Annotated in this window: 15 protein-coding genes; 7 read left to right on the plus strand and 8 right to left on the minus strand. The window is 69.8% G+C overall.

What is annotated here, in order from left to right; translation table 11 throughout:
- Window positions 1-17 precede the first annotated feature (17 nt).
- Window positions 18-878 carry a hypothetical protein gene (locus tag OG257_RS14465; protein ID WP_329215090.1) on the minus strand — a complete coding sequence of 287 codons (861 nt, stop codon included), beginning with the start codon at window positions 876-878 and terminating at the stop codon, window positions 18-20.
- A 445-nt stretch (window positions 879-1,323) separates the two neighbouring features.
- Here OG257_RS14465 and OG257_RS14470 point away from each other — a divergent pair, with 445 nt between their 5' ends.
- From OG257_RS14470 to OG257_RS14485, 4 genes are all read left to right on the plus strand, one after another.
- Entirely contained in the window at window positions 1,324-2,889 is a 1,566-nt protein-coding gene (locus OG257_RS14470) for a hypothetical protein (protein WP_329207914.1), read from the plus strand.
- A gap of 25 nt (window positions 2,890-2,914) precedes the next feature.
- Window positions 2,915-3,526 (plus strand): hypothetical protein, encoded by a 612-nt coding sequence (locus tag OG257_RS14475; RefSeq protein ID WP_329207915.1) that lies wholly within the window; start codon window positions 2,915-2,917, stop codon window positions 3,524-3,526.
- Between the two features lie 43 nt (window positions 3,527-3,569).
- Window positions 3,570-4,016, plus strand: a complete 447-nt coding sequence (locus OG257_RS14480) for a hypothetical protein (RefSeq protein WP_329207917.1) — start codon at window positions 3,570-3,572, stop codon at window positions 4,014-4,016.
- Window positions 4,017-4,152: 136 nt separating this feature from the next.
- Complete coding sequence (locus OG257_RS14485) at window positions 4,153-5,883, plus strand: chitinase (RefSeq protein ID WP_329207919.1); 1,731 nt, start codon at window positions 4,153-4,155, stop codon at window positions 5,881-5,883.
- Window positions 5,884-5,962: 79 nt separating this feature from the next.
- Here OG257_RS14485 and OG257_RS14490 read toward each other — a convergent pair whose 3' ends face one another.
- The 5 genes from OG257_RS14490 to OG257_RS14510 form a co-directional block, all read right to left on the minus strand.
- A complete protein-coding gene (locus tag OG257_RS14490; RefSeq protein ID WP_329207921.1) occupies window positions 5,963-7,309 on the minus strand; it encodes an Nramp family divalent metal transporter in 1,347 nt (448 codons plus the stop codon).
- 115 nt (window positions 7,310-7,424) lie between these two features.
- Window positions 7,425-8,900: a GntP family permease gene (locus OG257_RS14495; protein ID WP_329207922.1), complete on the minus strand. Its 1,476-nt coding sequence runs from the start codon at window positions 8,898-8,900 to the stop codon at window positions 7,425-7,427.
- A gap of 126 nt (window positions 8,901-9,026) precedes the next feature.
- A complete protein-coding gene (locus tag OG257_RS14500; RefSeq protein ID WP_329207924.1) occupies window positions 9,027-9,446 on the minus strand; it encodes a RidA family protein in 420 nt (139 codons plus the stop codon).
- A 6-nt stretch (window positions 9,447-9,452) separates the two neighbouring features.
- Window positions 9,453-10,211: an IclR family transcriptional regulator gene (locus tag OG257_RS14505; protein ID WP_329207926.1), complete on the minus strand. Its 759-nt coding sequence runs from the start codon at window positions 10,209-10,211 to the stop codon at window positions 9,453-9,455.
- Between the two features lie 73 nt (window positions 10,212-10,284).
- Window positions 10,285-11,334 (minus strand): sugar kinase, encoded by a 1,050-nt coding sequence (locus OG257_RS14510; RefSeq protein WP_329207928.1) that lies wholly within the window; start codon window positions 11,332-11,334, stop codon window positions 10,285-10,287.
- Window positions 11,335-11,425: 91 nt separating this feature from the next.
- Here OG257_RS14510 and OG257_RS14515 point away from each other — a divergent pair, with 91 nt between their 5' ends.
- Window positions 11,426-12,760, plus strand: coding sequence for an alanine racemase (locus OG257_RS14515; RefSeq protein WP_329207929.1), 1,335 nt, complete (start codon window positions 11,426-11,428; stop codon window positions 12,758-12,760).
- 146 nt (window positions 12,761-12,906) lie between these two features.
- Window positions 12,907-14,529, plus strand: coding sequence for an N-acyl-D-amino-acid deacylase family protein (locus OG257_RS14520; protein WP_329207931.1), 1,623 nt, complete (start codon window positions 12,907-12,909; stop codon window positions 14,527-14,529).
- Between the two features lie 82 nt (window positions 14,530-14,611).
- Here the strand turns inward: OG257_RS14520 and OG257_RS14525 are convergent, their stop codons facing one another.
- Together OG257_RS14525 and OG257_RS14530 are read right to left on the minus strand one after the other, a co-directional pair.
- Complete coding sequence (locus tag OG257_RS14525) at window positions 14,612-15,451, minus strand: S1 family peptidase (RefSeq protein ID WP_329207932.1); 840 nt, start codon at window positions 15,449-15,451, stop codon at window positions 14,612-14,614.
- 113 nt (window positions 15,452-15,564) lie between these two features.
- Complete coding sequence (locus tag OG257_RS14530) at window positions 15,565-16,449, minus strand: EamA family transporter (protein ID WP_329207933.1); 885 nt, start codon at window positions 16,447-16,449, stop codon at window positions 15,565-15,567.
- Between the two features lie 39 nt (window positions 16,450-16,488).
- Between OG257_RS14530 and OG257_RS14535 the strand changes: the two genes are divergently transcribed.
- Complete coding sequence (locus OG257_RS14535) at window positions 16,489-17,010, plus strand: MarR family winged helix-turn-helix transcriptional regulator (protein WP_329207935.1); 522 nt, start codon at window positions 16,489-16,491, stop codon at window positions 17,008-17,010.
- Window positions 17,011-17,041: the final 31 nt, after the last annotated feature.

Genomic DNA, 17,041 nt, shown 5'->3' on the forward strand with positions numbered 1-17,041 from the left:
ACGCACGGTGCGGTGTTCTACGACCCTTGGCGCATGGGTGTTCCTTGGTTCAGGACACCGGAAGCGCGCGTTTGGTTCTCCTGCGGCTTCAGTGGCGCCGAGCACAACCCACAGCGGTCGCCGATGAGTTCATTTCCGCACCAGGTGCAAACCTCCCTGCGGACCGAAGAAACCAGCTGGTAGATGACCGAGATATCGGGCAGGAAAGCAGCGAATTCGATCATCTTCGACGTGCCCCACCAGCCCGGTGAATCCGAGGGCAGTGCGACTTCGTGCACGGCCTGGACCTGCCAGGCCGGTGCGATCGTGCCGGTCACCCAGTCCGACTGCAGCTGGCCCTTGGCGACCAGCAGGTGCGTACCGAACTCCGGGCCGGCCAGCTCTCCCGTACCGATCTTGATCAGCTGGGGGTTCGGGTTGGCGAGCACCCCGAACTGCGAGCCGGGCACCCATGACTTGGCGTGGGCCTTCAGGCTGACGGGGACCCGGTCGAGTTTGGTGACCGAGTTGAGGAGGGCGCCGGCGTGGATGTAGTGGGCGAGCAGCCTGGCTGCGGATGCCACCACCCCGGCGCTGAAGTCGCAGATGGACAACTGCCGGAGCTGACGCACCAGGACGGCGAGTCCGAGAGGCGGGAGATCCACCTTGAGCAGGGCGATCCGATCGCTCTCGAGCATGTTGCGGATGGTGTGCAGCCGCCGCTCGTGGGCGGTCGCGATGTTGGCCGGATAGACGGCGATGACATAGCCGTGCTGGTCGAGCAGCACCTGCATGTCCACCAGTGCCTGGTCCAACGCCTGGTTACCGGGCGCTTGCAGGAGCGCCGCGGGCGGCGTCTGCTGGTCGGTGGGCGGTAGGACCAGGTCGGCACTGGTCACTGCTATTGCGGTCGGCACGCTGTTCCCCGTTCGGCTCCGGCCGCCGCGTACCGCCGGCCGCAATCGCTCCCTGCTCCGTGCTCCTGATCCAGCACTTTATCCACGTACCCGGATGCAGAGAACACCTTTCGGCCCCCAGTAAGTCACTCCACAGCAGTTCCACACAGGGCCCGCGTACCCAAATCGGGAGATGTGACCGGTCGTTAAATTCCGTACCAGCAAAAGGTTTAATCATGTACTTCACGATTAGGCGTGATCCACTCCCTGTTGTTGCACGTCAGCACGGTGAGGGCGGTTCCCGTTCCGCCACGGGACGCGGAATCCGGGCCCACCTCGCACTCTGGGCCCGGATTGGGGCCCCAGGACCCACGCCCGCAACCTGCTTCGCTCCGTAGTCTCCGGTTCCTGCCGGCGGTGGCTGCCGGGTGCGAAGGGAGCTCCTCGAATGGATCAGATCGGGCGAATACCGTCGCTTTCCGGGCGGCGGGGCAACAGGAGCTGGTACGGCCTGCCGCTCGACGACCGCGGCGCCACCGCGACGGAGTACGTGGGCATGGTCGTGGTCGTGACCTCGATCATCGGCGCGCTCACCGCGACCCAGGTCGGCGGTCGCATCGCCGAGCGGTTCAAGTGCGCCGTCACCTTCGGGGAGTGCGGCAGCGGCGGAGAGAACCAGGCGGCTCCCAAGACGGACGCCGACTACGAGCCACCGCTCTGTCAGCTCTCCTCCATCTCCGACAAGGCCGGCGCGAAGGCCAAGGTCCTGTTCATCGAATGGGGCGAGGAGTACGGCTTCCAGCAGCAGACCTTCCAGTCGAAGACCGACATGAACGGTGACGGCAAGGTCGACGAGAACGACCAGCAGGTCACCATGACCTTCACCGACGCCGCTTCCATCGCCGCCAAGAAGGACTGGAAGCCGGGCGCCAAGGTCGGCAAGTTCGGTTCGGACAAGGTGGAGCTCGGGGCCGGCCTGAAGGTCACCAACGGTGACACCTGGGTCTTCAAGAGCGAGGAGGAGGCCAAGTCCTTCCGCGACGACATCGAGAAGCTCAAGACGTACGAGCTGGCCAACCGGCACGCCAATTCCCAGGGGGCCGGGCTCGGCAACGGCATCCTCTACCTCTTCGGCAAGGGCCCCATGGCCGAGGAGGAGAAGCTCCGCAAGAGCATCGACGAGAAGCTGGGCGACCGGCACATCAGCTACGGCAAGGTCGGCTTCGAGGCCAGCGCCGCCGCGGGTATCAAGATCGGTGCGGGCGACGACAAGAAGCTGAGCGCGGCGCTGGGCGGCAACTTCAAGTTCTCGCCCGAGGTGACCTGGACGGACAACAACTTCAAGGGAACCAAGGCGTACACGTACTCCGCGGCGATCGAGTACGGCACCAAGGCCTCCTACGAGGCCGGGCCGATCAGCGGGGAAGCCGGCGCCTCCACCACGCAGACCGGTTCCATCACCGTCACCCACGACAAGGAGACCGGCGAGCTGCTGCGCATCGACATGACGCGCACGGTGGAGAAGGGCAGCGTCAAGGACGGTGCCAAGGTCGGCGGCGACAACGGGAAGTCCGGTACCGACAAGCGCGGCGGCAGCGGGGGCGTCAAGGGCGGTGACTCGGAGACCGGCATCGAGGTGGTCACCAACTCGGTGGTGCTGAAGCCGGGACCGGAGGGCGACGCCGACCGGCAGATCGCACAGGAGTGGCTGAACGGGAATGGCAAGTACGGCATGCCCTTCAGCTACATGTTCAACGACAACGCGCCGACGTCGCGGCCGGGCGCCGACGACCCGTTCGGGCAGCTGCTCTTCGACAACGGGCTCTCCAGCCGGACGACCTACACCGGCCAGACCGAGGCCGCCGAGTACGGATTCGAGCTGAACCTGGGCCTCAGCGTCGGCTTCTCGGTGTCCACCGAGAAGAAGGAGGAGATGCTCAACGACGCGGAGTTCCTCGGGGCGCCGAACGGAGGCAGCCGGAGCTATGTGCCGTACAGCTACTGTGCGAACTGATCACGGCCGACAGGAGCAGCCAGCCATGGACAGCAGCGGAATCAAGCAGGACAGGACACCTCGCGGCGGACGCGCCGGGCGCGGAGTGGTCGCCGGGGGCCTGGTACTCGCCCTGGGCGTGTTCGCCGTCGGATGCGGCGACGACGCCGCCACCGGTACGACACCGCAGGGGTGGGGCAAGCTCACCACCCCGGCCGTCTCGGTGGCGCACCCGGTCGCCTTCAAGGAGCAGAGCGACGCCGAGCGCAGCAAGTTCAACGCCGCCGGGGCCCGGCTGACGAAGGACGGCAGGACGGTCGGGACCATCACCGTGCAGCTGGACTTCACCAATGCCGACTCGGTGGAGGAGGCGGCGATCGGCGCCGAGGCCGGCATCGCGCTCGGGGCGACGCTCAAGAAGCAGTCGGACGTCTCCGTCAAGGGTCCCGAGGAGGTGCGGGAGGCCAAGCGCGTCGAGTTCGAGTTCACCTCCGGCGGCGAGGACGGAACCCCCGCCAAGGGCACCCGCGTCAAGGGCGTGATCATCACGGGCCTGGACTCGGAGAAGAAGACGTACGCGGTCCGCATCGATGCCGCCAAGGGCACGCTGGCCGCATCCGACCTGGACCGGATCATCGAAAGCATCACGGTGAAGTAGGTCGTTCGATGCTGTTCACCGGCCGATACGGAGGCACACCCGCATGACTCGCTACAGCTACCCCGGGACCCCCACCCACCGGGACGACGGACGCGGGGCAGCCGTCTTCGCGCTGGCCCGCGCCTGGGCTGCCGGCATCGTCGTGCTCGTCGTCACCGAGTACGTGCAGGCCACGGTCGTGTACGAGCACGTGGCCACCCCGGAACGGATGGAGACCTTCGGCGGCCGTCTGCTGCTGATCCACATACCCAACGCGATCTGCCTCGCCCTGGCCGCATGGGCGGCGGCCCGCATGCACCGCGAGCCCTTCCGCCACTCGCTGCCGCAGCACATGGCCGCGGCGATCGCCGTGCCCATCGTGGCGCAGCTGCTGAACATGGCGGTGCAGTGGGAGGAGATGGCCGCGGAGGGGCTGTTCATGTCGAACGCCGTACTGGCTGTGGGGTGTGTGAGCGGATACGTGGCGGCACGGCTGCAGGACGACGCCTGAGCGCCTCGTTCATTGTGCGGGTTGGGACGAGCTGTCGCCAGAGGTCTTGACAACTTGATTGGTCTGGACCAGTTTATGGCCAGCGGTGGCCACCGTTTCGCGCCAGCACCCCCAACTCCCCCACCGGAGGCAGCAAGTGGAACGCTCCGCAGGCAGCAGACACAGAAGAGGCCGTTCCCGGGCCTTCCTCGGCGGGGCGGTCGCCGCCCTCGCGGCCGGCGCCCTGACCGTCACCGGGCTCGTCAGCAGCGCGGAGGCGGCCGACGTCAACGTCGCCAAGAACGCCGGCTTCGAGTCCGGGCTCTCCAACTGGACCTGTTCCGCCGGGAGCGGCAGCGCCGTCTCCTCGCCCGTCCACGGCGGTGCGTCCGCCCTCAAGGGCACCCCGGCCGGCCAGGACAACGCCAAGTGCACGCAGACCGTGGCGGTGAAGCCCAACTCCACGTACTCCCTGAGCTCCTGGGTGCAGGGCGGATACGCCTACATCGGTGCGAGCGGCACGGGGACGACGGACGTCTCCACCTGGTCCCCCGGGTCCAGTTCCTGGACCCAGCTCAGGACCAGTTTCACGACCGGCGCCTCCACCACGTCGGTGACCGTCTACACCCACGGCTGGTACGGCCAGGCGGCCTATTTCGCGGACGACGTCGAGGTGACCGGTCCCGACGGCGGTGGCGGTACGGACCCCGAACCGGCGATCCCCGGCACCCCCGCCGGTCTGACCGTCGGCACGACGACGTCCTCCTCCGTGTCCCTGTCCTGGAACGCGGTCTCCGGCGCCACCGGGTACACCGTCTACCGGGGCGGCACGAAGGCGACCACCTCCACCGGCACCTCGGCGACCGTGACCGGGCTGGCCGCGGACACCGCCTACCAGTTCTCCGTGAGCGCCACCAACTCCGCCGGTGAGTCGGTCAAGTCGGCTGCGGTCAGCGGCCGTACGGCCAAGGCCGACGACCCCGGCCCCGGCCCCGTGACCTCCGTGCCCAAGCACGCGGTGACCGGCTACTGGCAGAACTTCAACAACGGCGCGACCGTCCAGAAGCTCAGCGACGTAACCGCGAACTACGACATCATCGCCGTCTCCTTCGCGGACGCCACGGCCACGCCCGGTGCCGTCACCTTCAACCTGGACTCGGCGGGCCTGAACGGCTACACCGTCGCCCAGTTCAAGGCCGACATCAAGGCCAAGCAGACCGCGGGGAAGAACGTCATCATCTCCATCGGCGGTGAGAAGGGGACGATCGCGGTCAACAGCGACGCCTCCGCCACCGCGTTCGCCGACTCGGTGTACGCGCTCATCCAGGAGTACGGCTTCAACGGGGTCGACATCGACCTCGAGAACGGCCTCAACTCGACCTACATGACGAAGGCGCTGCGCTCCCTGTCGTCGAAGGCGGGCTCCGGCCTCGTCATCACGATGGCGCCGCAGACCATCGACATGCAGTCGACGTCCGGCGAGTACTTCAAGACGGCGCTCAACATCAAGGACATCCTGACCGTCGTCAACATGCAGTACTACAACAGCGGTTCGATGCTGGGCTGCGACGGCAAGGTCTACTCGCAGGGTTCGGTGGACTTCCTCACCGCGCTCGCCTGCATCCAGCTGGAGGGCGGCCTCGCACCGTCGCAGGTCGGCCTCGGCGTCCCGGCGTCCACCCGCGGCGCGGGCAGCGGCTACGTCGCCCCGTCCATCGTGAACGCGGCCCTGGACTGCCTCGCCAAGGGAACGAACTGCGGTTCGTTCAAGCCGTCCAGGACCTACCCGGACCTGCGCGGTGCGATGACCTGGTCCACGAACTGGGACGCCACGGCGGGCAACGCCTGGTCGAACGCGGTCGGCCCGCACGTCCACGGGCTCCCGTAACCGGGTCGGACCTTCGAGCCAGCAGCGCCGCCGCTCCCCCGGCGGCGCTGCTGCGTTCCCGCGGACACCTACGGCGCCGTCACCAGGGCAGGTCGCGCACCTGCTGGACGCACAGCACGACGAACAGCAGGCCCGCCGCGCCCAGCATCCCGTTGCTGAGCCATCCGTTGCGCCATTCCCTGGGCGTGCGGGAGGAGTTGAGGAGCATCAGCAGGGTCAGGGCCAGGAACGGCATGAAGAAGGCGCCGAGCACCCCGTAACCGATGACCAGGCCGAACGGCTCGTCCAGCCAGAGCAGGGTCATCGGCGGGAAGGTCAGCCAGAGCAGGTACACGCGGAAGGGGACGGACCGCTCTTGGCGGCCGATCGTCTCGCTGCCCGCCCGCTCCGTGTCCCCGCTGCGGCGGCCGGCCCGCATCCGCTCGACGAAGTCGGCGAACATCAGGCTCACGCCGTGCCAGACGCCGATGAGCGACGAGAACGAGGTGGCGAAGAAGCCGACGAGGAACAGCTTCGCGGTGGTCGCCCCGAAGCGGTCCTCAAGGATCTGGCCGAGGTCGATCAGCCCCCGGTCGCCCTTCGTCAGGGCGATCTGCGAGGAGTGCAGCAGTTCGGCGCCGACGATCAGCATGGCGACGACGAAGACGCCGGTGGTGATGTAGGCGGCCCTGTTGTCGAGCCGCATCACTTTCATCCAGGAGGAGTTGCTCCAGCCCTTGGCGTTCACCCAGTACCCGTACGCCGCCATGGTGATGGTGCCGCCGACCCCGCCGATCAGTCCGAGCGTGTAGATCAGCGAGCCGTCCGGGAGCACGGGCAGGAGGCCCGCGAAGGAGGCCCCCACATCCGGCACCACCCGGATGGCGACGTACACCACGACGACGAACATGACGCCGATCAGGACCGTCATGACCTTCTCGAAGACGGCGTACTGGTTGAACCAGACGAAGACCAGGCCGACCAGCCCGGTGATGATCGCCCAGGTCTTCAGCCCCGGCCCGTCGGGGAACAGCGCCACGATGGGCAGGGCGCTGGAGGACATGGCCGTCGCGCCGTACACGAAGCCCCAGACGACGACGTAGATCGCGAAGTAGACCGTGGTCCACCCGCCGATGCTGCGCCAGCCGTCGAAGAGGGTGCGGCCCGTCGCGAGATGCCACCGGCCCACCGCCTCGGCCAGGGAGATCTTGACGAGGCAGCCGATGACGGCCGCCCACATGAGGGTGTAGCCGAACTTGCTCCCCGCGATGAGTGTCGCGACGAGGTCCCCGGCGCCGACGCCGGTGGCCGCGACGACGATGCCGGGTCCGATGTACTTCCAACTGGATTTACGGGGACGGGAGTCGGGCTCCCCGGTTCCTGATCCTGCGACGGGTCCCTGCCCCGTCCCTGATCCTGACTCTGTGGTTCCGCTTGTGTCCACCATGCCGATCAACGAAGCGCAAAGAGGCAGATCGCACAAGGGGGCGCGTCGCACCGGCCCCTCCGGCCGCACCGGATCCCGGTGCGGCCGCAGGGGTCGGATCCGCGGGCCGGAGGGGTCAGATCACCAGGCTCAGCGCCGCGGCGACCACGAAGCCCGCGACCGACAGGACCGTCTCCAGGACCGTCCACGACTTCAGGGTGTCGCGCTCCGAGATGCCGAAGTACTTCGAGACCATCCAGAACCCGCCGTCGTTGACGTGCGAGGCGAAGATGGAACCTGCGGAGATCGCCATGATGATCAGCGCGAGGTGCGCCTGCGACATGTCCTGGCCCTCGACCAGCGGGACGACGATGCCCGCCGTGGTGACGATCGCGACCGTGGCCGAGCCCTGGGCGACCCGCAGCACCACGGAGATCAGCCAGGCGAGCAGGATGACCGGGAGGCCGACGTCGTTGAAGGTGTCGGCGAGCGCGTCCGCGATGCCGCTGGCCTTGAGCACGGCGCCGAAGATCCCGCCCGCGCCGACGACCAGCAGGATGTTGCCGACCGGCTTGAGCGAGGACGTGGAGACCGATTCGAGGGACTTGCGGGACCAGCCGCGCCGGATGCCCAGCAGGTAGTACGCGAGGAACAGCGCGATGGTCAGCGCGACGAACGGGCTGCCGAAGAACTCGATGACGGAGCGCAGGGTGGAGGGGTCCAGCGCGATGGAGGAGAACGTCGCGGCGAGGATCAGCACCAGGGGCGCGCCGATGATCGCGAGCACGGTGCCGAGCGCGACGGGCTTCTCGCGGGGGGTGACCCCGTCGGCGCGCTGTTCGGCGGCGACGGCGGCCTTGGCCTCCTCGGCGGCCTCCACCATGTCCTGCGGGACCTCGACGAAGATGCGCTTGCCGATCCAGGCGGCGTAGACCCAGGCGGCGAGTACGGACGGGATGCCGACGACGGCACCCATCAGGATGACCCAGCCGAGGGAGACGTCGAAGAGCCCGGCGGCGGCGACAGGTCCGGGGTGCGGCGGCAGGAACGCGTGGGTCATGGAGAGACCGGCCAGCAGCGGCATCGCGTACAGCAGGATCGATTTGCCCGAGCGCTTCGCCGCGGCGTACACGATCGGCGCCAGGACGAAGATGCCGACGTCGAAGAAGACCGGGATACCGAAGATCAGACCGGTGAGGCCCATGGCGAGCGGGGCGCGCTTCTCGCCGAAGAGGTTGAGCAGGCGGGTGCTCAGCACCTCGGCGCCGCCGGAGACCTCGAGGATCGCGCCGAGCATGGTGCCGAGGCCGATGATGATCGCGACATGGCCGAGGATGCCGCCCATGCCGGCTTCGATGACGGAGACGGCTGCGGACTTCTGGACCGTGCCGAAGAGTTCGGTGACGGAGAGACCGGCACCCAGGCCGACGGCTATGGAGACGGCGAGCAGCGCGACGAACGGCTGCAGCCTGACCTTGATGATCAGGAGGAGCAGGAGCGCGATTCCGAGCGCGGCGACGGTCAGCAGTCCTGCGGTGCCGTCGATCAGGAGCAGCAGTCCACCGGTGTGCGGTGGTATCTCGGCCGGCGCCGGTGGGGCAGCGAGCAGCATGTTCGGTCAACTCCGGGGGGTAACAGGGGGGTCCTTCGGGGCAGGGGGGAGCGCGGCACGGCGCTCCCGTGCGAAAGGGGACGGGGCGCCGGGCCGTGATGCGGGTGGGGCGGTGGGGGAAGCGGGTCAGCCGAGGACCGCGAGGGCGTCGATCTCGATGAGGAGTCCCGCGGGGAGGCCGACGTAGACCGTCGTGCGGGCGGAGGCGGGGGCCTTGAGCCCCTGCTCCTCGAAGTACGCGTTGTAGATCGCGTTCATCTCGGCGAAGTGGTCCACGTCCGTGAGGTAGACGCGCATCATCATCACGTCGTCCCAGCTCGCGCCGCCCTCCTCCAGGATCGCCTTGACGTTGGCGAAGGTCTGCAGGGTCTGCTCGCGCAGCGTCGGGCCGGCCGGGGTGGGCGCCCGGCCGGTCCCGTCGCGGTCGGCGGGCAGGAAGCCGACCTGTCCGGCGACCTGGAGGATGTTCCCCTTCTTCACGCCGTGCGAGAACTTCGCGGGCGGAGCGGTGTGGGTGCTGGGGGTGAGTGCGGTCTTCTCGGTCATGACGGTTCAGGCTTTCTTGGTGGGGGTGGCGCCGGAGTACTCCCGGCTGATGGTGTCGGCGGTGCGGCGCACCAGGGGGAGCAGGGTGAGGAGTTCCTCGGCCGTGACGACCACGTTCGGTGCGGACACCGACATGGCGGCGACGACCCGCCCGTCCGCACCCCGGATGGGGGCGCCGACGCAGTTGATGGACTCCTCGTGGCCACCGAGGTCGGTGGCCCAGCCCTGTTCGCGCACGCCGGCGAGTTCCTTGAGGAACGCGCCGGCGTTCGGGGTCGAACGGGACGTGTACATGGGGTAGTCGAGCCGCTCGGCGATCGCGCGCCGCTCCTGCTCGGTCAGGTCGGCCAGGAGCAGTTTGGCGACGGCGGCGACGGTGATCGCGACGGGCTTGCCGATCCGCGAGTACATCCGCACCGGGTAGCGGCTCTCGACCTTGTCGATGTAGAGGACCTCGTTCTCCTCGTACACGGCGAGGTGGACGGTGTGCCCGCACTGTTCGTTGAGCTCGACGAGGTGGGTGTGCGCGATCTCACGGACGTCGAGGTTCTCGACGGCCTCCTGCGCGAGGGCGAAGAGCCGGGCGCCCAGGCGGTAGCGCTGGTCCTGCTGGCGGTAGACGAGTCCGTGCTCGTGGAGCGTACGCAGCAGGCGCAGCGCCGTGGACTTGTGGACGCCGAGCCGCTCGGCGACCTGGCCGAGGTCGGCGGGGCCCTGGGCGAGCAGCGGCAGGATGCTCAGCGCGCGGTCGACGGTCTGGCTCATGCGCGTGCCTCGCTGCCCTCGGCCAGGACTTCGTCCGGGATGCCCCTCTTGTCTGTTCTCTCGCTGCGCTCGTTCACGGCGTACGTACCTCCGGATCGTCCCCCGTCCACCCGGGGCCGAGACGAAGTCTCCCCCAGGCGTCGTCGTCGAGGTCCGCGAGACGGTCCGCGTACGCGCGGGCCGGGGGGCCGGTGAGGTCGCCGGGGACGGTGAGGACGGCGGCGGCCATGAGGTGGCCGTGCCGGATCCGGTGCCGTACGGGCAGTTCGCGCAGGGTGGCGGAGAGGAATCCGGCGGCGAAGGCGTCACCGGCGCCGACGGGGGCGACGACGTCGACGTGGAGGGCGGGGACGGTGGTGGCGGTGTCGGTGCCTTCCGCACCGCGCGAGAACACCGTCGCTCCCTCGCTCCCGCGCTTGACGACCAGGACCGCGGGCTCCGGCAGTGCCTCGCGGATCGCGGCTGTTCCGCCGACCCCCCACGCCTCCTCGGCCTCGTCCTCGCCGACGAAGACGAGGTCGCAGCGGCGGGCGAGGTCGAGCAGTACGTCCGGTCCCGCGGCGCCGTTCCGCCACAGGCCGGGGCGGTGGTTGACGTCGAAGGAGACCAGCGGGCGGCCGTCCCTCGGGGCGGTCAGGTCCTGGAGCAGTGCCAGGCAGTCCGCGGAGAGTGCGGCCGTGATGCCGGACAGGTGCAGGATGCGGCCGGTCAGGAGGTCCTCGTACGGGACGTTGTGCGGGGACATCGCGGAGGCGGCGGATCCCGCCCGGTAGTAGGCGACCTCGTGGGTGTCGGTGGCCCGGTCCGTCGCCGTGCGGAAGTAGATGCCGGTGGGGCGGTCCGGGTCGCGTCGTACGGCGGAGGTGTCCACGCCGTATCCGGCGACGGCGGCGACGAGGTGGTCGCCGAAGCCGTCGGCGCCGACCCGGCTGACCCACCTGGTCCGGTGGCCGGCCGCGGCGAGCGCGCAGGCGACGTTGGACTCGGCGCCGCCGATGCCTCGGCCGAAGGTGGGGACGTCGGCGAGGCGGCCGGGCTGCGAGGGCAGGAACGTCACCATGGACTCACCGAGACAGACGACGTCCGCGTCTGCGGTGCTTGTCCCGGCTGCGGATCCGGACACTCTGGGCTCCTCGTGGTCGGCTGTCGGCGCCGGTGCTCACCATTGACCCGGCATCGGCTCGGATGTTAGACAGCGTCAAGCGATATGCGCAATGGGTGTTGCACATGATGCAACGATCACTTTCGAGGAGGCTCCCTTGGCCGCCGAGCAGTCCGTCACGGCACTCATCGACGAACGGGTCGACCACCGCTTCAAGGCGCTGCCCCCCGACGCGGAGGGACTGAGTGTCGGCGCCCTGGCCGCCGAACGCCGGAACCTCTTCACCGGCGGGTTCACCACCCCGGTGCTGGCCCTGTCCGCGGAGTCGGTCGAGGCGAACCTCGCGCTGCTCGAGACGTACGCCGAGCGGCACGGCCTGGCCTTCGCACCGCACGGCAAGACGTCGATGTCCCCGCAGCTCTTCGCCCGTCAGCTGGAGTACGGCGCCTGGGGCATCACGGCCGCCGTCCCCCACCAGGCACGCGTCTACCGTGCGCACGGCATCCAGCGGATCTTCCTGGCCAACGAGGTCGTCGACGCGGTGGCGCTGCGCTGGCTCGCCGCCGAGCTGGACGGCGACCCGGACTTCACGTTCGCCTGTTACGTCGACTCCGTGCGCGGCGTCGAGCTGATGGACGAGGCCCTGCGCGCCGCGGGCGCCGTACGCCCCGTCGACGTCGTCGTGGAACTGGGCGCGGGCCAGGGCGCGCGCACCGGTGCCCGTACGGAGGCCGACTGCGTGGCCGTCGCCGACGCGGTGGCCGCCACGTCCACGCTGCGCCTGGTGGGCGTCGCCGGGTACGAGGGCGAGGTGCCCGACGCCTCCCCCGAGCGCGTACGGGAGTGGCTGCGCCGTCTCGTCGCGCTGGCCGCCGGCTTCGACGCGGCCGGCCGCTTCGCGAAGCTCGCCCCGGCCGACGAGATCCTGATCAGCGCGGGCGGCAGCGCCTGGTTCGACGCGGTCGCCGACGTCTTCGCGGGGATTCCCGAACTCTCCCGCCCCGTCTGCAAGCTGCTGCGCTCCGGGGCGTACGTCTCGCACGACGACGGCCACTACCTGCGCATCACCCCGTTCAACCGCGTCCCGGAGGAGGGCGCCCTGCAGCCCGCCTTCCGGCTCTGGGCCCAGGTCGTCTCACGCCCCTCCGGCGAGCAGGCGTTCCTCAACGCGGGCAAGCGGGACGCGGCGTACGACCTCGACCTCCCGCAGGCGCAGGTCGTACGGTCCGCGCGCGACGGCTCGGTGCGGGCCGCCACCGGCATCACGGTCACCGGTCTGTCCGACCAGCACACCTGGGTCGGTACGGAGGAGGGCGCCGAGCTGGAGGTGGGCGACTGGGTCGGGATGGGGCTGTCCCACCCGTGCACGAGCTTCGACAAGTGGCAGCTGATTCCGCTGGTGCAGGCGGACGGCACGGTCACGGACTACATCCGCACGTTCTTCTGACCCCTGCGGGGTTCGTTTCCCCGCCCCGCCCCTTCCCGTGACCGGGGCTCCGCCCCGGAACCCCGCTCCTCAATCGCCCGGAGGGCGTGGGGTCCGGCGGCGGAGCCCCGGTCACGGGACCGGCCCCCTGAAAGGCGAGCCACACCATGGACCTGGTCATCCGCGACGCGACCGTCATCGACGGCTCCGGCGCCCCCGCCCACCGAGCCGACGTAGGCATCGACGACGGCCGGATCGTCGAGATCCGGGGCGAGGGCGACGGCCCGCGCCCCACCGCCGCCCGCACCCTGGACGCCGACGGCCTCGCGCTCTCCCCCGGCTTCGTCGACATGCACGCCCACAGCGACCTGGCCCTGCTGCGCGACCCCGACCACAGCGCGAAGGCCGCCCAGGGCGTCACCCTCGAAGTCCTCGGCCAGGACGGGCTGTCCTACGCCCCCGCCGACGACCGCACGCTCGCCGAGGTGCGCCGCTCCATCGCCGGCTGGAACGGCGACGGCTCGGACATCGACTTCGACTGGCGCACCGTCGGCGAGTACCTGGACCGCCTCGACCGCAACTTCGACGGCCAGGGCATCGCCGTCAACGCCGCCTACCTGATCCCGCAGGGCACCGTACGGATGCTCGCGGTCGGCTGGGAGGACCGGCCGGCCACCGGCGCCGAGCTGGCCCGGATGAAGGAACTCGTCGCGCAGGGCATGGCCGAGGGCGCGGTCGGCATGTCCTCAGGGCTGACGTACACCCCGGGGATGTACGCGAACGACTCCGAACTCACCGAGCTGTGCCGGGTGGTGGCCGAGCACGGCGGCTACTACTGCCCGCACCACCGCTCGTACGGTGCCGGGGCGCTCGCCGCGTACGAGGAGATGGTGCAGCTCACCCGCGACGCCGGCTGCGCCCTCCATCTCGCCCACGCCACCATGAACTTCGGCGTGAACAAGGGGAAGGCACCGGACCTCCTCGCACTCCTGGACGACGCCCTCGCGTCGGGCGCGGACATCTCCCTGGACACCTACCCGTACACCCCCGGCTGCACGACGCTCGTCGCGATGCTGCCGAGCTGGGCGGGCGAGGGCGGTCCGGAGTCGGTGCTGACCCGGCTCGCGGACGAAGCGACGGCGGAGCGGATACGCCATCACCTGGAGGTCGTCGGCTCGGACGGCTGCCACGGTGTCCCGATCGAGTGGGACACGATCGAGATCTCGGGCGTCGGCGCACCGGCCCTGTCCGCTTACGTCGGCCGTACGGTGGCCGAGTCGGCCCGGCTGCGCGGCGAGGCCCCCTGGGTGACCGCCCGCCGGCTGCTCACCGAGGACCGGCTCGGCACGACGATCCTCCAGCACGTGGGCCACGAGGAGAACGTCCAGCAGATCATGCGCCACCGGGTGCACACCGGCGGCAGCGACGGCATCCTCCAGGGCGACAAGCCCCACCCGCGCGCCTACGGCACGTTCCCCCAGTACCTCGGGCGGTACGTACGGGAGTTGGGCATCCTGACCCTGGAGGAGTGCGTCGCGCACCTCACCTCCCGCCCCGCCGCCCGCCTGCGCCTGCCCGACCGGGGCCTCGTCCGCGAGGGCTACCGCGCGGACCTGGTCCTCTTCGACCCGGCCACGGTGGCGGCGGGCTCGACCTTCGAGGAGCCCCGCACCCTGCCGGTGGGCATCCCGCACGTCCTGATCGACGGCCGCTTCGTCATCGAGGACGGCAGGCGGACCACCACCCTGGCCGGCCGCGCGGTACGGGGTACGGGGCGGGCGCGGGGCTGAGGGAGGCGCTCCTCGGGTGAACCTCCGACGGAAGGGGCCGTCGAAGCCGGGGTGGCAACCCCGGCTCGACGGCCGCTTCCCGCTACGGCTTGGGCAGCGCGCAGCCGGCCCGGTTCAGGTCGATCTGGTTGCCGCTGCCGATGCACGGCACGATGCCGTACGTCTGCTGGGCGTAGTTGATGCCCTCGCGGACGGTGACGGTGCCGTTCTCGTCGACCTCGCACGGGTTGTTGTCCGTGCACTGCTGGCCGTCCTCGTTACCGGTGTTGTTGACGGCGACCACCTTGCCGGTCGCGTCGTCGATCACCGGGGAGCCGGACGTCCCGCCGATGGTCTGACAGGCGGAGGTGTAGCGGATCGAGTCCTTCCAGGTCCAGGCGCCTTCCTTCAGCCGGTAGGCGAACCCGTCGATGTCGCAGCTGTAGGTGCGCTTCCAGTAGCCCGAGGCCACCGTGATCGCGGAGCCCTGGACCGGTCGCGCGGAGTCGAGTTCCAGCGCCTTGATGCCGTAGCTGCTCTCGATCTGGGCGTACGTCCTGGTGAGCTGGTAGAGCGAGACGTCCGTGTCCGTCATCGTCCCGTACGCGACCTTGCTCGCGCGCAGGGTGCCGACACCGCTGCCCGCCGCGTTCAGCAGCGTGAAGCTCCGCGTCGAGGCCTGGTTGAGGACGACTTCGCCCGGGTCGGGGAAGCCGCTCTCCAGGCAGTGCCCGTTGGACAGCACGAGGGCCGGGTCGCCGGGCTGCGAGGACGGTGCCCGTACGACCGAGCCGGAACAGTTGCTGAGCGCGACCGTCCCGGCGAAGTCGACCGCCTTCACCCGGACTTCGGCGGTGTCGGGGCCGGTGGCCGCGGTTGCGGGTGCGATGCCCGCGCCGAGGAACAGGACAGCAAAAAGTGCGCCGATGAGAGGCTTGTTCATGTGGGGGTCCCCTCCGTATATGCCTGTGACCGGAGTTCTTCCGGTTTTTGACATGCGCATGTTTGCGTATGGAGAGGTGCCCCACAAGGGGCGAATTCAAGCCGCCGAGCGAATCAGTGCACGGAACTCACCGCCCGCGCCGCCTTCACCTTCCTGACGACGGGCCTGCCGAGGAGGACTCCGGCCAGCACCAGGACCAGCCCGCAGAGCTGACGCACCGTGAGCACCTCGCCCGCGATCACCGTGCCCAGAAGGACACCGGTGACGGGGTTGAGCAGGCCGACCAGGCCCACCGTCGCCGCGGGCAGGTGCCTCAGCCCGGCGAACCAGGCGGCGAAGGCCAGCGCCGTCGCCACCACGGAGACGTAGCCGAATCCGAGCAGGGCGGGCGCGTCCAGGTGCGGCGGCGCCCCCTCGACGACGACCGCGAACGGCAGCAGCAGGAGCCCGCCGGCGATCAGCTGCCAGGACGTGGAGGCGAGGACGTCCACCCCGCCTCCCCATCGTTTGGCGAGGATGTACCCCAGGGACGACAGGAGCATGGCCGCGACGGAGGCGATCACACCCAGCGGCTCGACCTGATCCGCACCCGTGAGGAGCATGAGCGCCACTCCCCCGGCGCCGACGCCCGCACCGGCCAGGTGCCGTACGTGCGGGCGTTCCGCGACCAGCCCCCAGGCGATCATCATCATGACCATCGGCGAGGTCGCCATGATCGTCGAGGCCAGGCTGGTCGGGAGCACCTGAGCGGCGACGTACACCAGGGCGAAGAAGACGCCCGTGTTGAGCAGCCCCAGAACGGCGCTGCGCCACCACCACGACCCGCGCGGCAGCTGTCTGCGTACGGCGAGGAGCAGCAGCCCCGCGGGCAGCGCCCTGATCGCGGCGCCGTACAGCGGGTCCCCGGCCGGCAGGTACTCATGGGTGACGAAGTACGTCGTACCCCAGGCCACGGGAGCGATCGCCGTGACCAGCGTCCACCGCACACTAGCTTCCATGGAAACTATTATGCCTTCCATGGAAGCTATAGTGAAGTCATGCAGGAGGACTCCGAAGCGCCGCTCGACCACGTAGCCCGCATCCAGGCCGAGTGGGCCCGTGAACGCCCCGACCTCGACGTCCGGCCGCAGGCAGTGATCGGGCGGCTGCACCGGCTGGGCGCGCTGCTCACCGAGCAGCTCTGCGCCGTCTACCGGCGCCACGGCCTGAGCGAGGGCGAGTTCGACGTGCTGGCCGCTCTCCGGCGTGCCGGTGAGCCCTTCGAGCGGGCCCCCGGGGAGCTGGCGGCACACACCATGGTCACGACCGGCGCCATGACGAAGCGGATCGACCGCCTGGAGCGCGACGGCCTCGTCACCCGCCGCCGTTCGGCGGCCGACGGCCGGGGGCGCGTCGTCGCGCTCACCCCGGCGGGGCGGAATGTCATCGACCAGGCATTCGGCGCCCACATGCGCAACGAGCGGGGGCTGCTGGACACCCTGTCCCCCGAGGAAGCCGCACAGCTCGAAACGCTCCTCACCGCCTGGCTGGCGCGCATCGAGCCGCCGTCCGGCGCCTGACGACCCGGGAGATCCCGCCCGCTCCGGTATG

Source organism: Streptomyces sp. NBC_00683, assembly GCF_036226745.1.
In the GTDB taxonomy this organism is placed as follows: Bacteria; Actinomycetota; Actinomycetes; order Streptomycetales; family Streptomycetaceae; genus Streptomyces.

What these genes read in the sequence shown, in the direction of transcription:
- OG257_RS14470 (WP_329207914.1), top strand. Translation starts at nt 1,324, where the DNA reads ATGGATCAGATCGGGCGAATACCGTCGCTTTCCGGGCGGCGGGGCAAC.
- OG257_RS14530 (WP_329207933.1), bottom strand. Translation starts at nt 16,449, where the DNA reads ATGGAAGCTAGTGTGCGGTGGACGCTGGTCACGGCGATCGCTCCCGTG.
- OG257_RS14520 (WP_329207931.1), top strand. Translation starts at nt 12,907, where the DNA reads ATGGACCTGGTCATCCGCGACGCGACCGTCATCGACGGCTCCGGCGCC.
- OG257_RS14525 (WP_329207932.1), bottom strand. Translation starts at nt 15,451, where the DNA reads ATGAACAAGCCTCTCATCGGCGCACTTTTTGCTGTCCTGTTCCTCGGC.
- OG257_RS14515 (WP_329207929.1), top strand. Translation starts at nt 11,426, where the DNA reads ATGGGTGTTGCACATGATGCAACGATCACTTTCGAGGAGGCTCCCTTG.
- OG257_RS14480 (WP_329207917.1), top strand. Translation starts at nt 3,570, where the DNA reads ATGACTCGCTACAGCTACCCCGGGACCCCCACCCACCGGGACGACGGA.
- OG257_RS14490 (WP_329207921.1), bottom strand. Translation starts at nt 7,309, where the DNA reads ATGGTGGACACAAGCGGAACCACAGAGTCAGGATCAGGGACGGGGCAG.
- OG257_RS14475 (WP_329207915.1), top strand. Translation starts at nt 2,915, where the DNA reads ATGGACAGCAGCGGAATCAAGCAGGACAGGACACCTCGCGGCGGACGC.
- OG257_RS14495 (WP_329207922.1), bottom strand. Translation starts at nt 8,900, where the DNA reads ATGCTGCTCGCTGCCCCACCGGCGCCGGCCGAGATACCACCGCACACC.
- OG257_RS14505 (WP_329207926.1), bottom strand. Translation starts at nt 10,211, where the DNA reads ATGAGCCAGACCGTCGACCGCGCGCTGAGCATCCTGCCGCTGCTCGCC.
- OG257_RS14500 (WP_329207924.1), bottom strand. Translation starts at nt 9,446, where the DNA reads ATGACCGAGAAGACCGCACTCACCCCCAGCACCCACACCGCTCCGCCC.
- OG257_RS14535 (WP_329207935.1), top strand. Translation starts at nt 16,489, where the DNA reads ATGCAGGAGGACTCCGAAGCGCCGCTCGACCACGTAGCCCGCATCCAG.